Below are 18,876 nucleotides of genomic sequence, written 5' to 3' on the forward strand. Positions count from 1 at the left end.
TTGCAAAACATTCCATGGTTCAAAGCATGTCGCGAAAGGCGAACTGCTGGGACAATGCACCGATGGAAAGCTTCTTTGCGGTGCTGAAGACGGAGTGTTTCTATCGTGCAGGGGAATTGACGGTGGACGAATTGATGAAGCAGATAGATGATTATATGGATTACTACAACCGCGAGCGTTGCAGTTTGAAATTGAAAAAGCTGAGTCCTGTCGCATACAGAACCCAGCTTGCACAGAGCGCCTGAATAGGCTTTTATGAGTGTCCAAGATTTGGGGGCCAGTTCAAATATTTTCAGACGACCTTTTTATTTCAAGCCAACCATTCCGGCTGACAGATTCCGTATCTCAATCTTTTTTATGTTCGATGTAAGCCTGATGCTTCGTATCCGAATCTTCACCCGTTACCGTATATTCGCCCTCAATCACATCATCATCTTGTGCTTTAGTTGAAAACGGCCGCTGCCCAAATATATTCCCATCCGTCTCCGCTTGCACAACCGGGCGACCTTTAAACGGCAACAACAGCAATAATGCCAATCCCGTCGAAATAAAGCCCGGACTCATCAGGCACACCGCTGCCACAGCATAGCGTATCGGCCATAGCATCTGATAAAGCGAAACCTTTCCTCCGCTCCGTATCGTCGCTCCTGCCAGTAAAATTCCGGACAGACCCGTATTGCGCAGCATAAATACGCCGGATACGAAACTGACGACCATCAGCAGCAACGCCACGCTGCCGCCAAGCCAGTCGGCAACCCAGACAATCGACATGATTTCCAAAAAAATCAAAACCAAAAAACCGATACCGAAAAATTGCATAATTACTGTTCCTTAATCTCTAAGCCGAAGCGATTCTGACCAATCCGTATTTATATTCGAAGCCATAGCGGATACTAACATAAAGATAAAATCCCTGCTTTCAAGCAAGGAAAATGTGAAAAACGGTAAGTATTTCCCACCTTTTCAAACCCAAGCCGATAGATATATCGATAAGATGTTTATTATCCAAATATTTATCCGAATCCCGACAGTTTCTCCGACAAAATCCGTGCATCCTGCCGAAAATTCCTCTATAATGCCTGCTCATTCGGAATGTAGCGCAGCCCGGTAGCGCACTTCGTTCGGGACGAAGGGGTCGGAGGTTCGAATCCTCTCATTCCGACCAAATATCAAAACCTGCTTTGATTTCATGATCAAAGCAGGTTTTTTCATATCGTGGTTTTAAGTATGGTTCCTGACATTTTAATAGGGTGGAAAATGACAATGGTTTTTAGTGTATCCAGCTATATCCCCTGTTTTGTTTTCAGACGACCCTTTTCTTTATGGTTTTCCCCTGAAAAATGCAAAATTCCCAGATATTTTCACTATACTGCTTTTTGATATTCAGTTAAGAACCGTTAATCCGTTCGCGTATAATTTCAAGTTTTCCCAATAAGGCAGATGGTGTTTTATGTCTTCCAACCAACCCCGTCAAACTTGGTCCAACCGTTTGACTTATATCCTTACCGTTGCCGGCGCGACTGTCGGTTTCGGCGCGACGTGGCGTTTCCCGTATTTGGTCGGTGAAAACGGCGGCGGCGCGTATGTGTTTTTATTCTGTATCGCCATGTTTGTTATCGGTATTCCGATGATTTTGGTGGAAAACGTCATCGGACGGCGCAAAGGTGTGAACGCGCTGGATGCGTTCGGCGGCTCGATGAACGGCAAACCCGTCGCCAAAATTTGGAAACTGGTCGGCTGGATGGGCTTGCTCGGCTCGTTCGGCATCATGGCTTATTACATGGTACTCGGCGGCTGGGTGATCAGCTATATCGTTAATATTATTAGCGGAAATCTGAATATTTCCAGCCCTGTCAGCGGCGAAATAACGAAAAGCTTCTTTACCGAACACATCGAAAACAGCCCTTGGGAAATTGCGTTCTACACGTTCTTGTTTGTCGTTGTGAACCAATGGATTTTGGTCAAAGGCGTCATCGGTGGTATTGAAAAAGCGGCGAAATACCTGATGCCGCTGCTGTTTCTATTCCTGATTGCCATGGTCGTGCGCAACGTTACCCTGCCGGGCGCGATGGAAGGGATTACTTTCTATCTGAAGCCCGATTTCAGCAAGATTACCGCCGAACTGTTCGTCTTTGTTTTGGGGCAGGTATTTTTCGCCTTAAGCTTGGGTTTCGGCGTGATGATTACTTTGTCCAGCTATCTGGATAAAAACGAAAATTTGGTGCAAACCGCAGTCATTACCGCAATTACCAACACCATCATCGCCGTACTTGCGGGCTTTATGATTTTCCCGTCGCTCTTCAGTTTCGGCGTCGCGCCCAATTCCGGCCCGACTTTAGTGTTCCAAAGTTTGCCGATCGTGTTCTCGAATATGTGGGCTGGACCTGTGTTCGCCGTGATTTTCTTCTCGCTGCTTCTGATTGCCGCGCTGACGACTTCGCTGACGATTTATGAAGTGTTGATTACGACGATTCAGGAGAAAACCAAAATCCGCCGTACTGCCGCGATTACGATTGTGTTGGCTGCTATCTTCATCTTCGGCAATATTCCGTCCATTCTGAGCTATGGTCCGTGGAAAGATGTTTCCGTGTTCGGCAAAAATATTTTCGATGCCTTTGACTACATCAGTGGCAATATCTTGTTTATGCTGACCGCGCTCGGCTCCGCGCTGTTTGTCGGTTTCGTGATGAAGGACGAAGCGAAGGACGAATTGCTTTATAAAGGCAACCATACGACGGTCAATATTTGGTTTGCCTATGTGAAATACCTTGTGCCGTTGGTGATTTTGCTGATTTTTGTCAGCAACCTGTTCTAAAGTCTAATTAGGACAACAAGGTCGTCTGAAAACCTTTTCAGACGACCTTATTTTATCAGAAACGGTAAATACGGTATAATTTAGACCTTACACACATTACACCCGACGGATTGATTCCCCGTCGGTTTTCCCTTTTCAGACGACCTATACCGAATATCAAAAATCCATCCATGACCGCAAAATCCTCTAAAACCGCATCCAAACCGAAAGCCAAAACAAACGCCAAACCGACTACGCGCCGTCAAAGCCAAACCAAGGCGCAGACCGAGCCGAACAAGGTTTCCGAGCGTTTGAAGGCTGCCAAAGCGCTGCAAAAAAATGAAGAAAAAAAAGCGCGCCCCGAACATGTCGTCAATCTGATTAACGATGCGCTGTGGCTTTTCGGGCTGATGGTAACGGTCTTCATCGCCATTTCCCTTGCCAGCTTCAAAATGACCGATCCCGCATGGTCGCGCAGCGTGCCGAAACCGGACGGCATCGCTAATTTCGGCGGGCTTTTTGGCGCGTATGTTTCCGATGTCGGCTATTATCTCTTTGGTTTGTCGTTTTGGTGGTGGATCGCCGCTTCGTGCGTGTTCCTCTATAAAAATTTCCGCCCGCTGCAAAAGCGTGAAAACTACAAATCCTACAACCACGGTGTTGCCGCGCTGGCTTTGTTCCTGCTTTTGGTGTGCAGCCCGATTCTCGAATACTTCACCCTTCAAAATACCTTGGACGAAACCCTGCCTGTCGGTGCGGGCGGTTTGGTCGGTGCTTTGGCAGGTTCGGGCTTGGCTTGGCTGTTGGGCAAATCCGGCAGCCTGCTGATTATGTGCGTCATGCTGCTACTTTCCGTTTCCTTACTGGCACAAGTGTCTTGGCTGGAAGTGATGGCGAAAACAGGACGCAATACCGAAAGCCTTTTTTCAGGCATTTGGGGTCGTCTGAAAAAGGCATTGGGCAGACGAAAAGACGACGGCTCGACCGCCGAAGCCTTGGAGACGGAAAACACCCGCCGCATGGTGAAAGAAGCCAAAAACATCACCGCCACACCCGTTGCCCCGCTTGCAGGCAGTACCAGCAACCGCAAATCCGTCGCGGTCTCCGTTGCGCCGCCGCCCAAAATTCAGGCTTCTTTGTTTGAAGACAACGAGCCGCAACAGACAGGCGAATACCACAAACCCAGCATGAGCCTGCTGCGCCTGCCCAACGGCGAACCCGTCAGCATCAATCCTGCCGAATTGGAGCGCACTGCCGAACTGATTGAATCCAAGTTGGCAGAGTTCGGCATCGGCGTGCAAGTCGTGTCCGCCACTTCCGGCCCTGTAATTACGCGTTATGAAATCGAACCCGCGCAAGGCATAAAAGGCAGCCAAATCGTTGCCCTGTCTAAAGACTTGGCGCGTTCCATGTCGCTGCAAGCCGTGCGTATCGTGGAAACCATCGCGGGTAAAAACACGATGGGCATCGAGTTGCCCAACGAAAAACGCCAAGACGTCATGTTGAGCGAAATTTTGTCTTCGCCCGTGTTTACCGAAGCCAAATCCAAGCTGACCGTTGCATTGGGCAAAGACATCGCCGGTACGCCCGTCGTCGGCGATTTGGCAAAAATGCCGCATCTTTTGGTCGCCGGTATGACCGGTTCGGGTAAATCCGTCGGCGTGAACGGCATGATTATGTCCATGCTTTTCAAAGCCACGCCGGAAGAAGTCCGCTTTATTATGATTGACCCGAAAATGCTCGAATTGAGCATTTATGACGGCATTCCGCATTTGCTTTGCCCAGTCGTTACCGATATGCGTGAAGCGGGGCAGGCGTTGAATTGGTGTGTCGCAGAGATGGAAAAACGCTACCGCCTGCTTTCACACGCCGGTGTGCGTAATCTGGAAGGCTTCAACCAAAAAGTCGAGGCCGCCAAAGCATCGGGCAAACCCATGCCCAACCCGTTCAGCCTGAATCCGGACGATCCAGAACCGCTGGAAAAACTGCCGATGATTGTGGTCGTTATTGACGAGTTGGCAGACCTGATGATGACCGAACGCAAAGCCGTCGAGCAACAAATCGCCCGCCTCGCCCAAAAAGCGCGTGCCGCCGGTATCCATATGATTGTCGCGACTCAGCGTCCGAGCGTCGATGTCGTCACCGGCTTGATTAAGGCAAACATTCCGACGCGTATGGCGTTTACCGTACAAAGTAAAATCGACAGCCGCACCATTCTCGACCAAATGGGCGCGGACGAGTTGCTGAAATACGGCGACTCCCTGTTCTTGCAACCGGGCAGCGCCGAGCCGACCCGCCTGCAAGGCGCGTTTGTTTCAGATGACGAAGTGCATCAAGTCGTCAACTACGTCAAATCGCAAGCTCCTGCCGACTATATCGAAGGTCTGCTCAGCGGAGAAGCCGCGCTGGAAACCACCAATATCGTCAATCCGAATGCAGGCAGCGACGAATTGTTCGACCAAGCCGTCGCCTACATTTTGGAAAGCAAAAAAACTTCCATCTCCTCCCTGCAACGCCAGTTGCGCATCGGCTACAACCGCGCCGCCAACCTGATGGAAGCGCTTGAAAACGCCGGTGTTGTCTCCCCCGCCGACATCAACGGCAGCCGCAGAATTCTGGCGCAAAAAGACCAGTTGTAATCTCAATAATTATCAAAGGTCGTCTGAAAACCGAAATATTGGTTTTCAGACGACCTTTTTATCAAACATAAGTAAACCTACCGTTCACCCTTAAGAAATGATTCTCATCCTTTCCTATGTTAAGATAAACATCTTTACAACCTCATACAAAGGACGACCATCATGAAAAAAATCATCTTCGCCGCGCTCGCAGCAGCAGCCATCGGTACTGCCTCCGCCGCCACTTACAAAGTGGACGAACACCACGCCAACGCCCGTTTCGCCATCGACCACTTCAACACCAGCACCAACGTCGGCGGCTTCTACGGTCTGACCGGCTCCGTCGATTTCGACCAAGCCAAACGCACCGGCAAAATCGACATCACCATCCCCGTTGCCAACCTGCAAAGCGGTTCGCAACACTTCACCGACCACCTGAAATCTGCCGACATCTTCGATGCCGCCAAATATCCGAACATCCGCTTCGTTTCCACCAAATTCAACTTCAACGGCAAAAAACTGCTCTCCGTTGACGGCAACCTGACCATGCACGGCAAAACCGCTCCCGTCAAACTCAAAGCCGAAAAATTCAACTGCTACCAAAGCCCGATGGCGAAAACCGAAGTTTGCGGCGGCGATTTCAGCACCACCATCGACCGCACCAAATGGGGCGTGAACTATCTGGTTGATGCAGGCATGACCAAAACCGTCCGCATCGACATCCAACTCGAAGCTGCCAAACAATAAGCCGCTTCGCAACACAAAAGGTCGTCTGAAAACGAAGTTTGCTGTATCCGTTTTCAGACGACCTTAAAATATTTCACAACGCCTTTTAGAGATTTCACATAAAATCCGCGATAATAACGTTTAATTTTCAGACTACGAGAAACACTCCAATGAACAAAACCCTTAAACTCACTTTCGCCGCCCTTGTCCTTGCCGCAGCCTTCAACGCCCAAGCCGAGACACGCGCCGTCATCGAAACCAATATGGGCAATATCAACCTGTCGCTCGACGAAGCCAAAGCGCCAAAAACCGTCGCCAACTTCGTCAGCTACGCGCGCAAAGGCTTTTACGACAACACCGTCTTCCACCGCGTTATCGACGGCTTTATGATTCAAGGCGGCGGCTTTACCCCGGACCTTGCCCAAAAAGCCACAGATAAAGCTGTTATCAACGAAGCGGACAACGGCTTAAAAAACACTGTCGGCACCATCGCCATGGCGCGTACCGGCGATCCTAATTCCGCCACCAGCCAGTTCTTCATCAACACTGCCGACAACGCATTCCTCAACTTCAAAAACAAAACCCCGCAAGGCTACGGCTATGCCGTCTTCGGCAAAGTAACCTCGGGCATGGATGTTGTACGCCAAATCAGCAAAACCCCGACTGAAACACGCGGCTTCCATCAAAACGTCCCAGTCAAACCCATTATTATCAAACGTATAACCGTCACCCAATAAATATCGCGAATCCAAATAAAAAGGTCGTCTGAAAAATCGAAATAACGGACTCCGATTTTCAGACGACCTTTTTTTGTCTTAAATGGCTACGCCACAAAAATCAACTCAATGACTTACAACGATTTCAAGCGGTTCCAAAACGCCCTGACCTGACCGCCATACAAATCAGCGGACGTACAATACGCAATTTCCAAACCACATTGACCTTGCGTCCCATATTTTTTAATACATTGGTTCAACGCAGTCTGATGGACGCTTTTAAAACGCGGGGAAGTAATGGCAACCACATTTTCCGCCGTGAGGCCGCCTTGCACTTTCGGATAAGCAAGCGCGATACAGGTATTGTGAAGTGGAATAACCGACTTACACCCCGTCGCCTGCCCCTGCTGCACGCCCGAAAGTGTATCTTGTGCGCGGCAAAAAGCCTCCAATTCGGCATTTGCTTCCAGTTGCGAAGCATTTTCTTTGGTTGTTTTGAGCTGTACGGCACTGCCGCCATCCGCAGGATTCTGCCACATGACCAAGTAGCCATAAGTATCCGCCGCCCCCGCAGTACCTGCACATACGGCAAGAAGCAATGCAATAACTGTTTTTTTCATATTCATCCCTGATTACTTTATTTACATCGGCTATTGTCATTATAAAACAAAAGAACGGCATGATATATGCCCCTTTCAGACGACCTTATCCTGCTCGGACGGACTAAAGGTCGTCTGAAAGCTGCTTACTCCTGCGGCTGCTTTCTGTGTTTCACACATTCTGCGGCGTATTGCACGCCCCAACGGTGCATCGCCTCGATAACGGGCATCAATGTCTGTCCGAACGCCGTCAACGAATACTCCACCTTCGGAGGAACCTGCGGATACACTTCACGATGGACAATACCGTCGTTTTCCAGCTCGCGCAGTTGCAACGTCAACATCCGCTGGGTAACGCCCGCAAGCAGACGCTGCAACTCATTGAACCGTCGGATTTCTCCGTTTAAATAATATAAAATCAACACCTTCCATTTTCCGCCGATAATGTCCAAAGTATTGACAACCCGACAGCAGGCGCCATGTGGCAGTTCTGTTTCCGCCATTATCGATCTCCAAATGACAGTATAAAAATTGTGCGTACTTGTGAATAAGTTTGTACCCCATATAATACATGCAACACAAGTGGCTAACACGATATTTCATGACACAAAGGTCGTCTGAAAATTTTCAGACGACCCCACAAGAAGGAACCTCATCATGCGCAACGTTAAACAAATCTACCGTGCAAACAGCCAACACTGGGTCGGCGACGGATTCCTCGTCCAACCCCTGTTCTCCCACATGGGCGACGACCGCGGCACCAATCCCTTCCTGATGCTGGACTACGCCGCACCGCATGAATTTTCCCCCAACGAAACCCGCAACCCGCGCGGAGTCGGACAACATCCGCACAAAGGCTTTGAAACCGTTACCATCGCCTACCACGGCGAAGTGGCACACCGCGACTCCAGCGGAGGCGGCGGCATCATTTACGAAGGCGACGTGCAATGGATGACCGCAGGCTCGGGCATCATCCATGAAGAATTCCACTCCGAAAACTTCAGCAAAAAAGGCGGACTGTTTGAAATGGTTCAACTTTGGGTCAACCTGCCCGCCAAAGACAAAAACACGCCGCCGCGTTATCAGCATCTCGCCAAAGCCGCCATTCCCGTCGTCGAGTTCCCTGACGAGGCAGGTTATCTGCGGCTGATTGCGGGCGAATTTGAGAGCGTAAAAGGCGCAGCCGACACCTTTACTGAAATGAACGTTTGGGACATCGTTTTGAATGCCGGTAAAAAAACCGTATTGGAAATACCCGAAACCCACAACCTGTCCATGGTCATCCTGCGGGGCAACGTTACCCTAAACGGCAAAGAGCAGGCGGGCGCAGGAGAGCTGGTCGGCTTTGAACAAAACGGCGGCAACGTGCATATAGAAGCCGGCAGCGAAGAAGTCAAAATCCTTTTGCTGTCAGGCGTCCCGATTGACGAACCCGTCGTCGGCTATGGTCCGTTTGTGATGAATACCACCGAAGAAATCCGCCAAGCCATCAGCGATTTCAAAAGCGGCAAATTCGGCAACATAGATTAAACAGTTCAAAGAAATCTTAGCTATGGGCAGCCTACCTGCCTTCCATCTTAATTATATTTTTATTTAAGGTTGTCTTAATTGCTTGGGACAACCTCTTTTTTATCTATGAAACATAAAATATAGCTCGACTAAAATGATGCAAAACATGACATACAAGCCTTATTAATATTTAATTACTTACATTAGTAAATTTATATAACCAGGCATACAAATATCTGATACTTATTCAAATATTACCTTATTTAAACAATGGGTTACATATTAAAATATTAGCATTACCGTTTGTTGGTATTCATACCACATTGATTTTTAGACTTCCCAAACACTCATAAAATAGTTTTCTAAACTCATAATATTGATATAAAATGAAAAAAATTAACCCAAACTAACCCTCTCTAAAGATAAGTGGATCTGTATATGTTGAAAAAAACTGTTTTGATGTCCCTCGTGTTATCTGCACTGGTCGGCTGTTCTCCCACCTATGGCAATATGCGCTTCTTACCTTCACCTGAACAAGAAGCAACAATGCGAGCTGATTCCCAAAGAGTTCAGCGCGATGAACGAGTAGAGCGTGCCGAACGCCGTCGCGAACGCCGCGAGGAAATGATGGATGAAGCAGATGCCATCAAACGTGCTTACGGTAATCAAAAAATTTATATCCTCCACTAAATTTACAATACACCCGCTTAATTTTTTTACTAGGTCAAAATCATGAAAAAAACAATTGCTACCCTGCTTCTTTCTTCTCTGGTAGTAACAGGTTGCGCTACTCAAGGAAGCTCCGTAGGTGACTTGGCTATCGGTGACGATTCCGCAGCCATCAAAGCAGGCCGTAACCGCGCCTCTGCCCAACTCTCCCGTGCGGAACTGGAACAACACCGTCGCCAACGTGCAAACGTTTCTGAAGAGTTGGCATTGGAACGTGAAAAACGCGCCAACAAACGAGACCAAGTCAACGGTGCAATGGGTACCGCAGCCAATGCAGTCGGCTTGATCGGCGGTATCGCAGGTACTGCTGCTCTGATCAAAGCTTGGTTCTAATTTAGCAGGTATTCGTAAAAACGACCGGTACAGCGTATCGGTCGTTTTTCTTATTCTCGGCTTCAAACTCATTCATCCCGAATAAAGTCATAAACAAAACCCAAAAGGTCGTCTGAAACTTGAAACCCAAGTTTCAGACGACCTTTATCTATTGAATATCATCAAGCCGCTTTGCGGTGGTAATGCCGTAGCGCGTGTTCTTTGCGCCGACCGCTACTGAAGGCGGATACGCGTTTCAGGTAGCCGATGACGCGGGTGCCGTAGTCGATGTCGTGCGAACCGCAAGCGGAACAGGCGTGCAGGGTGCGTTTGTCGATGTGGCCGCATTCGTTGCAGATGGTGATGCGCACGTTTACGCAGAAGTAGTTGCAGCCGGTTTGTGCGGCGATGTCCAGCAGCGAGCGGTAGCCGGATTTGGGCAGGGCTTCGTCGAGGTTCAGGTGCAGCGCGGAGCCGCCGTCGAGCCAGTCCACCAGTTCTTTGCCGTGCAGCAGGAATTTGTCGAGCGCGTTGATTTCTTCGTCTTCGACGACGTAGAAATAGGAGTTGTAACATTCGCGGCTGACTTTGTAGCCGTCGGCTTTGTCCCATTTGGCGTTTTTCACGCCGAGGTTTTCGGCAGGGACAAACTCGGTGTTGAACTTTACGCCGTAGCGTTTGCTGGCGGCTTGGTTGGCTTCAAATATGGTTTTCAGACGACCTTGGACGAAGTGGATGTAATCATCGTTGTAGCCGACTTTGATGCCTTGCGATTCGGCGGCTTCCGCCATGCCGTTGATACCGATGGTGAGGAATTGTTTGTCAAGCGTGATGAAGCCTGCATCGTAAACGGGCAGCATTCCGGCGGCTTGGTATTCTTCCATCAGTTTGCGGTAGGCGTATTGGTATTTGTGGATTTTGGCGACTTCGGCGGCAAGGTCGCGCCCGTCTTGTTCCAATCGGTTCATGTTGATGGTGATGACGTTGATGGAACCGGTTGCCACTCCGCCCGCGCCGAGGGTGTAGCTGAAGGTGCGGTCTTCAATGGCGTTGCGCAGACGGCAGCAGGAAGCCAAGGAGTCGGGGTTGTCGGAAAGATAGACGAAGAAGGAATTGCCCTCCGCCAACTCTTTCGCCATTTCGTCGGCGAACACGGTGTCTTTGCATTTGCCTCCGTCAGTCAGCATTGCAGCGGTCACGACAGGGAAGGTCAAAACGGCTTTGGTGCGCTCTTGATTGAACCATTTGAGGAAGAAGTTTTGCAGCTTCGCCACGCTCGCCCACACCGGTTTGCTGAAATCGGGGAAGACGAAATCGCCGAACATCGCATCGAAATAGTATTGATCGTAAACGGAAATATTCCAGAATACGCTCTGATAGCCGCGCGCGGCGGCGGGCTGGTTGATGCTGTACACCACCTGCTGCATGTGGTTGGCGATTTCTTTGCCGTGGGTTTCCAAATAATCGTCGCCGTAGTCTTTGCGGGCGAAGTAGTCAAAATAGGTCAGAAATTCCACCGTCGCCACCGCACCGGCAAACTGCGCGCTGATAGCAAACACCAGGTTGATAAACGAACCGCAAAACGAAGCCAGATGCTGCGGCGCCTTGGATTCGCCGCCGAGTTTGCTTAACCCGTCGAGCAGGAAGGGATACAGCGTAACCGACACACAATAAGGCTTGAGGCTGGTTTCGTCGTGCACATAAATCTCATGCGCCTCAATCTGGCGGATGTATTCGTCGGCAACGGATTGGTCGAAAATTTCGGCAATTTTGCGCGACACTTGGGCGCGGTTAATCTGCACGAAAAAGTCTTTCATGATTTCCGCTTCCATCGTGGCGATGTTTTTCTGGGTAACGTTGGCGTTGGCGTCCATTTTCGAACCGTCCGCCGCGTTTTGCGCGCTGATGTAGTCGTGCATGAATTGCAGTTTGCCGTTTAACTGTTCGGGATGCAGCCGAATCATGTTAAGTCCTCCTGTGTGGGTTGGATAAAAAGCCTCAGGCCGTCTGAAAAGCCGCTGCCTGCGGCTGAGTTGTAATCGGGATGATTTTGGGCGCGGGTTTGCCTTTGATAAACAAGCGGTTCAACACCTCGCCCGTGCGCAAATCGATAAACTTCTGATTGGTTGTCGGGCTGTCCAAGCCGCCCAGCTCCATCTGCCAGCGACCGGTTTTCAGATACGTCAGATAAGGCAGGATGCCGTCTGAAACCGCCTCCAGCTCCTCACGCTCCAAACCGGTATACAAACAGGCTTTCAGACCCGCCTGCGTCACGATGCCCAACATTTTCTGCAAGGCTTCCGGCTGCCATTCCCCGCCCATAAACAACACGCAGCTAATCAGCCCGCGATAGCGTTTCAGACGGCCTCTCAAATAATCCTCGGTCAATTCCGTGCCGATACCCTCTTTCCACGCATCGGCACTGTGGCAGCCCTTGCAGCGCAACGGGCAGCCTGAAAACAGAAACGCCAGCGACACTTCGCCCGGCACTTCCTGCCATACGATTTGCTCGATTGTGAATTTCAACGTTTTCATGATTTATCACACAAACACAACATATGGTGTAAATTAAATCACAAAGACACAATATATGGTATTTTTATTTAACAATACAACAAACAGTGGTAATAGCTTTTTATAATTATCTATATTGATTTTTCAAATTAAAAGCAGTGTGAATAAAGAACTCGTATCCACAACCACGGTTTAAAATACAAATCAAAAGATAAGCAAACTCCGTTGTAGCAAAAACACTCAATAACCCTAAAATCAAAAATACAAAAAGTCGATTCCTTCGCAAAATTCCCTAACCTCTTCCGAAGATATTTAAGGGAGCTTTTCAAGAGCATCTGTTCCCAGCAAACCACACAAGCCATGATGAGATCTTTCATTATTGAACAAGAAAAATGATGTTCTCACTAAAATACCAAATAAAACAAAGTTGCTATTTAAATAATTTTAGATTTTTTTCTTATAAATTCAATTAAGAAACACTATTTAATAACGGAAATTATTAAATAAACCTCATACTTTAATATGCTATAAATATACTTAATCACATGATTTTAAACAAAGAAATAGAATAACCATACTTGACACACTACCAAAATAATTTAATATATCGTTTCTTTTAACCAAAATTCAAAAGAGAGACTCATGAAAACATCAGCTTTATTGGCAACTCTGCTAACCGCACTGTCTTTGTCCGCATGTGGCGGCAGCTCTTCTTCTGCTGTTTGCGACGAATACGAAAAAGCCTTTGCCGACATTACTAAAGGCGTTGATGCAGGCACAAAAGACCTGATGCAAAAATCATTTGAGCAAACTAAAGCAGCCTTGAAAGATATGCCTGCCGATCAAAGAGACGCTACCTGTAAAGCTGCTTTGGATGGATTGAAAGGCAATGCCCCTGCCGCTTCTCCGGAAGATAAAGCCGAAGAAGCAAAAGAAGCTGCTGAGGAAGCAAAAGACGCTGCGGAAGAAGCCAAAGATGAAGCTGCGGCAGCAAAAGAAGAAGCTAAATAATACGAGACATCTTATAGCGAAAACGGATTCCGACTACTCGGAATCCGTTTTTTATTTATACCTTTCAATCTGCAACTTGCTTTCAGACGACCGTAAAGGTCGTCTGAAACATTCAAAACGGCAAACCGCCAATTAGATGACCACGTTTGTGCTGCCGCTTTTTACTAGCAGACAGGTTTTCGGCACGAGGGAAATGTGCGGAGAATTTGGTTTTAATCAGCCGCCAGCGCAGGGAATAATCCGCATCGTCGGGCGGTAGCGTCCAAATAGCGTGAATGTGGTTCGGCAGCACGCATACGGCGACGGTTTCAAAGGGATATTGTTTTTGCACATCCATATAAGCCGCACGCAATAAGCTGATATGTTCGACAAGCAGGCGCGATTTCGGGTTGGCGAGTTTGACGGTGAAAAAAAATGTGCCGCCGGCAATGAAGTTTCTGCGATAACGCGCCATAGGTTTTTTGCTTGTGGGTTGGGGATGTAGACTACGGCTTGCTTGTTATAGGTTAGAGTTCAATAAATTTATTAACTCTTCTTCTAAGTAGAAAATTTTTGTACTTAAATTTCTATAATCCTCTGTAATTTGTTCTTGACTTTTTGTTCCAAGAAAAAATAAATTTTCACTAATTTCTATTAGTTTATGTACAATTAAATCATTAATATTCTGGTTATTATTTTTCCATCTTTTAATAGCCAAACTGGATAAACTGTATAATTCCTCATTCCAAGGATAAGAATTAACAATATCTAGAATTTTATGCTGAGTATCTATCCTATTTTTAAAATCAGATTGCATAACAAAGCCTTTCCATATTCACCATCCAAATATCAATATATTTAATATTATTTTTTACTTTCAAAATCATCTCTTGATTAATTCTTTCACCGATACCCCGTGTTGATAAAATTCTTGCACTTTCTAATATGTGAAAAATAGATTTTTCAATTTGTATTGGATGATCAATCAACAAAGGAGAGCGCCTTGAAAATATTGGTTTGTTACAGGCTAAGGAATAGCATGTAGAAATATTTCTTAGCGCTAGAAATATACAAGATAGGTTGAATACGATATTTTTCCCTTTCATAAAATTATTTACGGATTCGATATAGATAGTTTTAAACTTTTCAAAATCTATAATTATATTTTTGTAGTTATTTGGCATGCCTAAATTATCAATAAAGTTTGTATTATCAGATGAGTAAATTAATTTAGACTCTGAATATAAGTGCCAAGCAAAAGGATTACCTTCTTTCCATAACTCAACTATTCGTTCGTAACGATAAATTGAAAATTTTTCTAAGCTAAATTCATGATATTCATGGCTACCGATGCAAATAAGCAGATCTATATCAGAATTTTGACTGTATTCACCTCTACAGATTGAACCAAACGCATAAATATGCATAGTATTATCTCGAACTTAATTTTTTTATAACAATTGCTAATAATAAACCAAACGATATTGTTCTTGATAAAGTTAATATCATAGCGACCCATTCTCCAAATTTTATACTCGATTCAGAGCCTATAAAGTACATAAAAATGTATTTAAAATTTTGCAAAAAATTTGTTCCACTGTGTACTATTGAAATAATAGTACTGCAAAGAATTAGAAATACTAATATGCTTATAAGACATTGGGAAAAATTTTCTCCATGTCCCCAAATTAATTGATTGAATTTAAAAAATAACCAGCTAAAAAATTTATGAATTTTTTTAATTCCTGGGTATTTTTTCTGGTAATAAGGTTTTTCCCCAGTCCAACTTTTATACAAATATATTCTTTGTGCTTCTAGCTCTTTAACTAGAGCAAAATTTTCTTCTTTTAACAATCCTAATTCAAAATAATTTTTTCTTAAATTTCTAGCTAGCTTAAATTGTAAATTTTCTTCTCTTGGACCTGAATCATCTAGAATCTCTTTGTAAACATAAGTTGATTCAAATTTTGCATACCATAATTTACAATTTATAAAAGTACTACCTTTAAAGTCACAATTTTTAAATTTACAACCTGTGAAATTACAATCTTGAAATTCAACATTTCTCATCGCGCAGTCTTCGAAAAAAGAATGTTCAAAGTTAAAATTTTTGAAAATTATTTTTTTTTTTCAGGATAAACACGGATATAAACAGAATTTCGATATAAATTTTGTTGCTCTTTAGAGAAGGTGAGCATATCTAGAGTATTACTATTATCAAGATTTGAAAAACATAAATCTATATAGATTCTTTTTCCACTTGGTTTCAATGCTTCAGGAATTTGTTTTTTATTACATGGCTTATACATATATATCGTGACTTTCAATTCTAGGTAAATATATAGCAGGCAACATATTTAGAATATTTATAGAATAAATTTCAAATACTTCCCAGTATAACTCCCCTTAACCTTCGCCACCTGCTCAGGGCTACCTGAAGCAATAATCCTCCCCCCGCCATCACCACCTTCCGGCCCCAAATCCACAATCCAATCCGCGGTTTTAATCACATCCAGATTATGCTCGATAATCACAATCGAGTTGCCTTTGCCTTTCAGACGACCTATCACTTCCAGCAATAGGGCGATATCGGCGAAGTGCAGGCCGGTGGTGGGTTCGTCGAGGATGTAGAGCGTTCTGCCGGTGTCGCGTTTGGAGAGTTCCAAGGCGAGTTTGACGCGCTGGGCTTCGCCGCCGGAGAGGGTGGTGGCGGACTGGCCGAGGCGGATGTAGCCGAGGCCTACGTCCATTAGGGTTTGCAGTTTGCGCGATACGGTGGGGACGGCATCGAAAAATTCGCGGGCTTCTTCGACGGTCATGTCGAGGACTTGGCTGATGTTTTTGCCTTTGTATTGGATTTCGAGGGTTTCGCGGTTGTAGCGTTTGCCGTGGCAGACTTCGCAGGGGACGTACACGTCAGGCAGGAAGTGCATTTCGACTTTAATCACGCCGTCGCCTTGGCAGGCTTCGCAGCGGCCGCCTTTAACGTTGAAGGAGAATCTGCCGACGTTGTAGCCGCGTTCGCGGGAGAGGGGTACACCGGCGAAGAGTTCGCGGATGGGGGTGAACAGGCCGGTGTAGGTGGCGGGGTTGGAACGCGGGGTGCGGCCGATGGGGGATTGGTCGACGTTGATGACTTTGTCGAGGTGTTCGAGGCCACGGATGTCGTCGTATGGGGCGGGTTCTTCTTGGGCGCGGTTGAGTTCGCGGGCGGTGATTTTGGCGAGGGTGTCGTTAATCAGGGTGGATTTGCCGCTGCCGGATACGCCGGTGATGCAGGTAATCAAACCGAGCGGCAGTTCGAGGGTTACGTTTTTGAGGTTGTTGCCGCGCGCGCCTTTGAGGACGAGCATTCGGTCGGGATTGACGGGCGTGCGTTCAGACGGCACGGCAATGGATTTTTTGCCGCTGAGGTATTGTCCGGTAATGGATTTTTCGCATATGGCGACGTTTTCGGGCGTATCGGCAATCAGTACGTTGCCGCCGTGTTCGCCTGCGCCGGGGCCCATATCGACGACGAAATCGGCTTCGCGGATGGCGTCTTCGTCGTGTTCGACCACAATCACGCTGTTGCCTAAATCGCGCAGGCGTTTGAGTGTGGCGAGCAGGCGGTCGTTGTCGCGCTGGTGCAGGCCGATGGAGGGTTCGTCCAAAACGTACATCACGCCGGTCAGGCCGCTGCCGATTTGGCTGGCGAGGCGGATGCGCTGGGCTTCGCCGCCGGAGAGGGTTTCGGCGGAGCGGGAGAGATTGAGGTAATCCAGCCCGACGTTAATCAGGAAGCCGAGGCGCTCGGTGATTTCTTTGAGGATTTTTTCGGCGATTTGTTTTTTGTTGCCGTCCAAATCCAGCGTTTCAAAAAAGTGGTGGGTTTTGGTCAGCGGCCAGGCGGAGACTTCGTGCAAGGGTTCGCCGCTGACGTAAACGTAGCGCGCTTCTTTGCGCAAACGTGCGCCGCCGCAGCTCGGGCAGGCGCGGTGGTTTTGGTATTCGCGCAGTTTTTCGCGCACGGTTTCGTTGTCGGTTTCGCGGTAGCGGCGTTCGAGATTGGGGATGATGCCTTCGAAGGCGTGGCTGCGGTTGAAGGTGGTGCCGCGTTCGGACAGGTAAGTAAAATCAATGACTTCTTTGCCCGAGCCGTGCAGCACGACTTTTTTGACTTTTTCAGGTAGCGTTTCCCAAGCAGCCTGCACATCGAAACCGTAATGCCGCGCTAATGATTGAATCATTTGGAAATAGAATTGGTTGCGCTTATCCCAGCCGTCAATCGCGCCCGTTGCCAACGACAATTCGGGATGCGCGACTACTTTTTCGGGGTCGAAGAAATTGGTGTTGCCCAAGCCGTCGCAAGTCGGGCAGGAACCCATCGGGTTGTTGAACGAAAAAAGGCGAGGCTCTAATTCGGGCAGGCTGTACGAACACACGGGGCAGGCGAAACGCGCGGAAAACCAATGCTCTTCGCCGCTGTCCATCTCCATCGCCAGCGCGCGCTCGTTGCCGTGGCGCAGCGCGGTTTCAAAACTTTCCGCCAGCCGCTGCTTGATGTCCGCCTTCACTTTCACGCGGTCGATGACCACGTCGATATTGTGCTTGATGTTTTTTTCCAGCTTCGGCACTTCGTCCAACTGATAGACCTCGCCGTCCACGCGCACCCGCGCAAAACCCTGCGCCTGCAAGTCGGCAAAGAAATCGACAAACTCGCCCTTACGCTCGCGCACCGCCGGTGCCAGAATCATCACGCGCGTGTCTTCCGGCAGCTTCAACACGGCATCGACCATCTGCGATACGGTCTGGCTCGACAGCGGCAGATTGTGTTCGGGGCAATACGGTGTGCCGACGCGGGCGTACAAAAGGCGTAGGTAATCATGGATTTCCGTTACCGTGCCGACGGTGGAACGCGGGTTGTGGCTGGTGGATTTCTGCTCGATGGAAATTGCGGGCGACAGGCCTTCGATCAAATCGACATCGGGCTTGTCCATCATCTGCAAAAACTGCCGCGCATAGGCGGACAGGCTCTCGACATAACGCCGCTGCCCTTCGGCATACAGCGTGTCAAACGCCAGCGACGATTTGCCGCTGCCCGACAGCCCCGTGACCACTACCAGCTTGTGGCGCGGAATGTCCAAATCAACGTTTTTCAAATTATGCGTGCGTGCGCCGCGGATGCGGATGGTGTCGTTGTCGCGGGCTTCTGAACGGGGAGTTTTGCTGTCGTTTTGATGATGGTGGTTGCACATGGTCGGACTGTCTTAAGCGGCTAAAATAAAACGGCTATTGTAACACTTTTCGCTTGGGTTTCAGATTGCGGCAGGTCGTCTGAAAAGCAGAGGAGACAGGTTTTCAGACGACCTTCTTTCGCATTCCGTCTG

The 18,876-nt window shown here is 47.8% G+C and carries 19 protein-coding genes and 1 tRNA gene; 10 read left to right on the top strand and 10 right to left on the bottom strand.

Features of this window, described 5'->3' with window-relative positions; all coding sequences use genetic code 11:
* A partial coding sequence (locus DBY90_RS09820; RefSeq protein WP_234405084.1) for an IS3 family transposase occupies positions 1-245 on the top strand: 245 nt, incomplete at its 5' end.
* A 100-nt stretch (positions 246-345) separates the two neighbouring features.
* Here the strand turns inward: DBY90_RS09820 and DBY90_RS09825 are convergent.
* Positions 346-819 (bottom strand): FxsA family protein, encoded by a 474-nt coding sequence (locus DBY90_RS09825; RefSeq protein WP_070441738.1) that lies wholly within the window; start codon positions 817-819, stop codon positions 346-348.
* A 269-nt stretch (positions 820-1,088) separates the two neighbouring features.
* Here DBY90_RS09825 and DBY90_RS09830 point away from each other — a divergent pair.
* The 5 genes from DBY90_RS09830 (at position 1,089) to DBY90_RS09850 (ending at position 6,875) form a co-directional block, all read left to right on the top strand.
* Positions 1,089-1,165: transfer RNA gene (locus tag DBY90_RS09830), tRNA-Pro, on the top strand.
* Between the two features lie 285 nt (positions 1,166-1,450).
* The gene (locus tag DBY90_RS09835; protein WP_070492395.1) at positions 1,451-2,815 is read left to right on the top strand and encodes a sodium-dependent transporter; all 1,365 of its coding nucleotides are present in this window, start codon (positions 1,451-1,453) and stop codon (positions 2,813-2,815) included.
* A gap of 170 nt (positions 2,816-2,985) precedes the next feature.
* Positions 2,986-5,433, top strand: coding sequence for a DNA translocase FtsK (locus tag DBY90_RS09840; protein WP_003743029.1), 2,448 nt, complete (start codon positions 2,986-2,988; stop codon positions 5,431-5,433).
* A gap of 162 nt (positions 5,434-5,595) precedes the next feature.
* Positions 5,596-6,159, top strand: coding sequence for a YceI family protein (locus tag DBY90_RS09845; protein ID WP_070492394.1), 564 nt, complete (start codon positions 5,596-5,598; stop codon positions 6,157-6,159).
* Between the two features lie 149 nt (positions 6,160-6,308).
* Positions 6,309-6,875 (top strand): peptidylprolyl isomerase, encoded by a 567-nt coding sequence (locus DBY90_RS09850; protein ID WP_003743024.1) that lies wholly within the window; start codon positions 6,309-6,311, stop codon positions 6,873-6,875.
* A gap of 113 nt (positions 6,876-6,988) precedes the next feature.
* Here DBY90_RS09850 and DBY90_RS09855 read toward each other — a convergent pair whose 3' ends face one another.
* Positions 6,989-7,474 carry a DUF4189 domain-containing protein gene (locus DBY90_RS09855; RefSeq protein ID WP_070492393.1) on the bottom strand — a complete coding sequence of 162 codons (486 nt, stop codon included), beginning with the start codon at positions 7,472-7,474 and terminating at the stop codon, positions 6,989-6,991.
* A gap of 125 nt (positions 7,475-7,599) precedes the next feature.
* Entirely contained in the window at positions 7,600-7,956 is a 357-nt protein-coding gene (locus DBY90_RS09860) for a winged helix-turn-helix transcriptional regulator (RefSeq protein ID WP_070492392.1), read from the bottom strand.
* A 154-nt stretch (positions 7,957-8,110) separates the two neighbouring features.
* On the opposite strand from DBY90_RS09860, the gene DBY90_RS09865 reads away from it, so the two are divergent.
* From DBY90_RS09865 to DBY90_RS09875, 3 genes are all read left to right on the top strand, one after another.
* Entirely contained in the window at positions 8,111-8,983 is an 873-nt protein-coding gene (locus tag DBY90_RS09865) for a pirin family protein (RefSeq protein ID WP_107987104.1), read from the top strand.
* Positions 8,984-9,400: 417 nt separating this feature from the next.
* A complete protein-coding gene (locus tag DBY90_RS09870) occupies positions 9,401-9,652 on the top strand; it encodes a hypothetical protein (protein ID WP_003743019.1) in 252 nt (83 codons plus the stop codon).
* Between the two features lie 42 nt (positions 9,653-9,694).
* Positions 9,695-10,024 carry an NGK_0946 family protein gene (locus tag DBY90_RS09875; protein ID WP_070492391.1) on the top strand — a complete coding sequence of 110 codons (330 nt, stop codon included), beginning with the start codon at positions 9,695-9,697 and terminating at the stop codon, positions 10,022-10,024.
* 161 nt (positions 10,025-10,185) lie between these two features.
* Here DBY90_RS09875 and nrdD read toward each other — a convergent pair whose 3' ends face one another.
* Positions 10,186-11,967 carry an anaerobic ribonucleoside-triphosphate reductase gene (gene nrdD / locus DBY90_RS09880; protein WP_070492390.1) on the bottom strand — a complete coding sequence of 594 codons (1,782 nt, stop codon included), beginning with the start codon at positions 11,965-11,967 and terminating at the stop codon, positions 10,186-10,188.
* A 34-nt stretch (positions 11,968-12,001) separates the two neighbouring features.
* Positions 12,002-12,538, bottom strand: a complete 537-nt coding sequence (gene nrdG, locus DBY90_RS09885) for an anaerobic ribonucleoside-triphosphate reductase activating protein (protein WP_070492389.1) — start codon at positions 12,536-12,538, stop codon at positions 12,002-12,004.
* Between the two features lie 621 nt (positions 12,539-13,159).
* Between nrdG and DBY90_RS09890 the strand changes: the two genes are divergently transcribed.
* Positions 13,160-13,528, top strand: a complete 369-nt coding sequence (locus tag DBY90_RS09890) for a DUF5339 family protein (protein ID WP_003743010.1) — start codon at positions 13,160-13,162, stop codon at positions 13,526-13,528.
* A 112-nt stretch (positions 13,529-13,640) separates the two neighbouring features.
* Here DBY90_RS09890 and DBY90_RS13195 read toward each other — a convergent pair whose 3' ends face one another.
* The 5 genes from DBY90_RS13195 to uvrA all read right to left on the bottom strand — a co-directional run bounded on the left by DBY90_RS13195 (position 13,641) and on the right by uvrA (position 18,744).
* On the bottom strand, positions 13,641-13,982 hold the full coding sequence (locus DBY90_RS13195) for an REP-associated tyrosine transposase (protein WP_234405134.1): 342 nt from the start codon (positions 13,980-13,982) through the stop codon (positions 13,641-13,643).
* Between the two features lie 45 nt (positions 13,983-14,027).
* Positions 14,028-14,324, bottom strand: coding sequence for a hypothetical protein (locus DBY90_RS09900; RefSeq protein WP_070492388.1), 297 nt, complete (start codon positions 14,322-14,324; stop codon positions 14,028-14,030).
* Positions 14,314-14,934, bottom strand: coding sequence for a nucleotidyltransferase domain-containing protein (locus tag DBY90_RS09905; protein ID WP_070492387.1), 621 nt, complete (start codon positions 14,932-14,934; stop codon positions 14,314-14,316). The genes DBY90_RS09900 and DBY90_RS09905 overlap by 11 nt, the downstream gene beginning before the upstream one ends.
* A gap of 4 nt (positions 14,935-14,938) precedes the next feature.
* Positions 14,939-15,628, bottom strand: coding sequence for a pentapeptide repeat-containing protein (locus DBY90_RS09910; RefSeq protein WP_141743837.1), 690 nt, complete (start codon positions 15,626-15,628; stop codon positions 14,939-14,941).
* 245 nt (positions 15,629-15,873) lie between these two features.
* Positions 15,874-18,744 (bottom strand): excinuclease ABC subunit UvrA, encoded by a 2,871-nt coding sequence (gene uvrA, locus DBY90_RS09915; protein WP_107987106.1) that lies wholly within the window; start codon positions 18,742-18,744, stop codon positions 15,874-15,876.
* Positions 18,745-18,876: the final 132 nt, after the last annotated feature.

The organism is Neisseria mucosa (genome assembly GCF_003044445.1).
GTDB classification, from domain to species: Bacteria; Pseudomonadota; Gammaproteobacteria; order Burkholderiales; family Neisseriaceae; genus Neisseria; species Neisseria mucosa_A.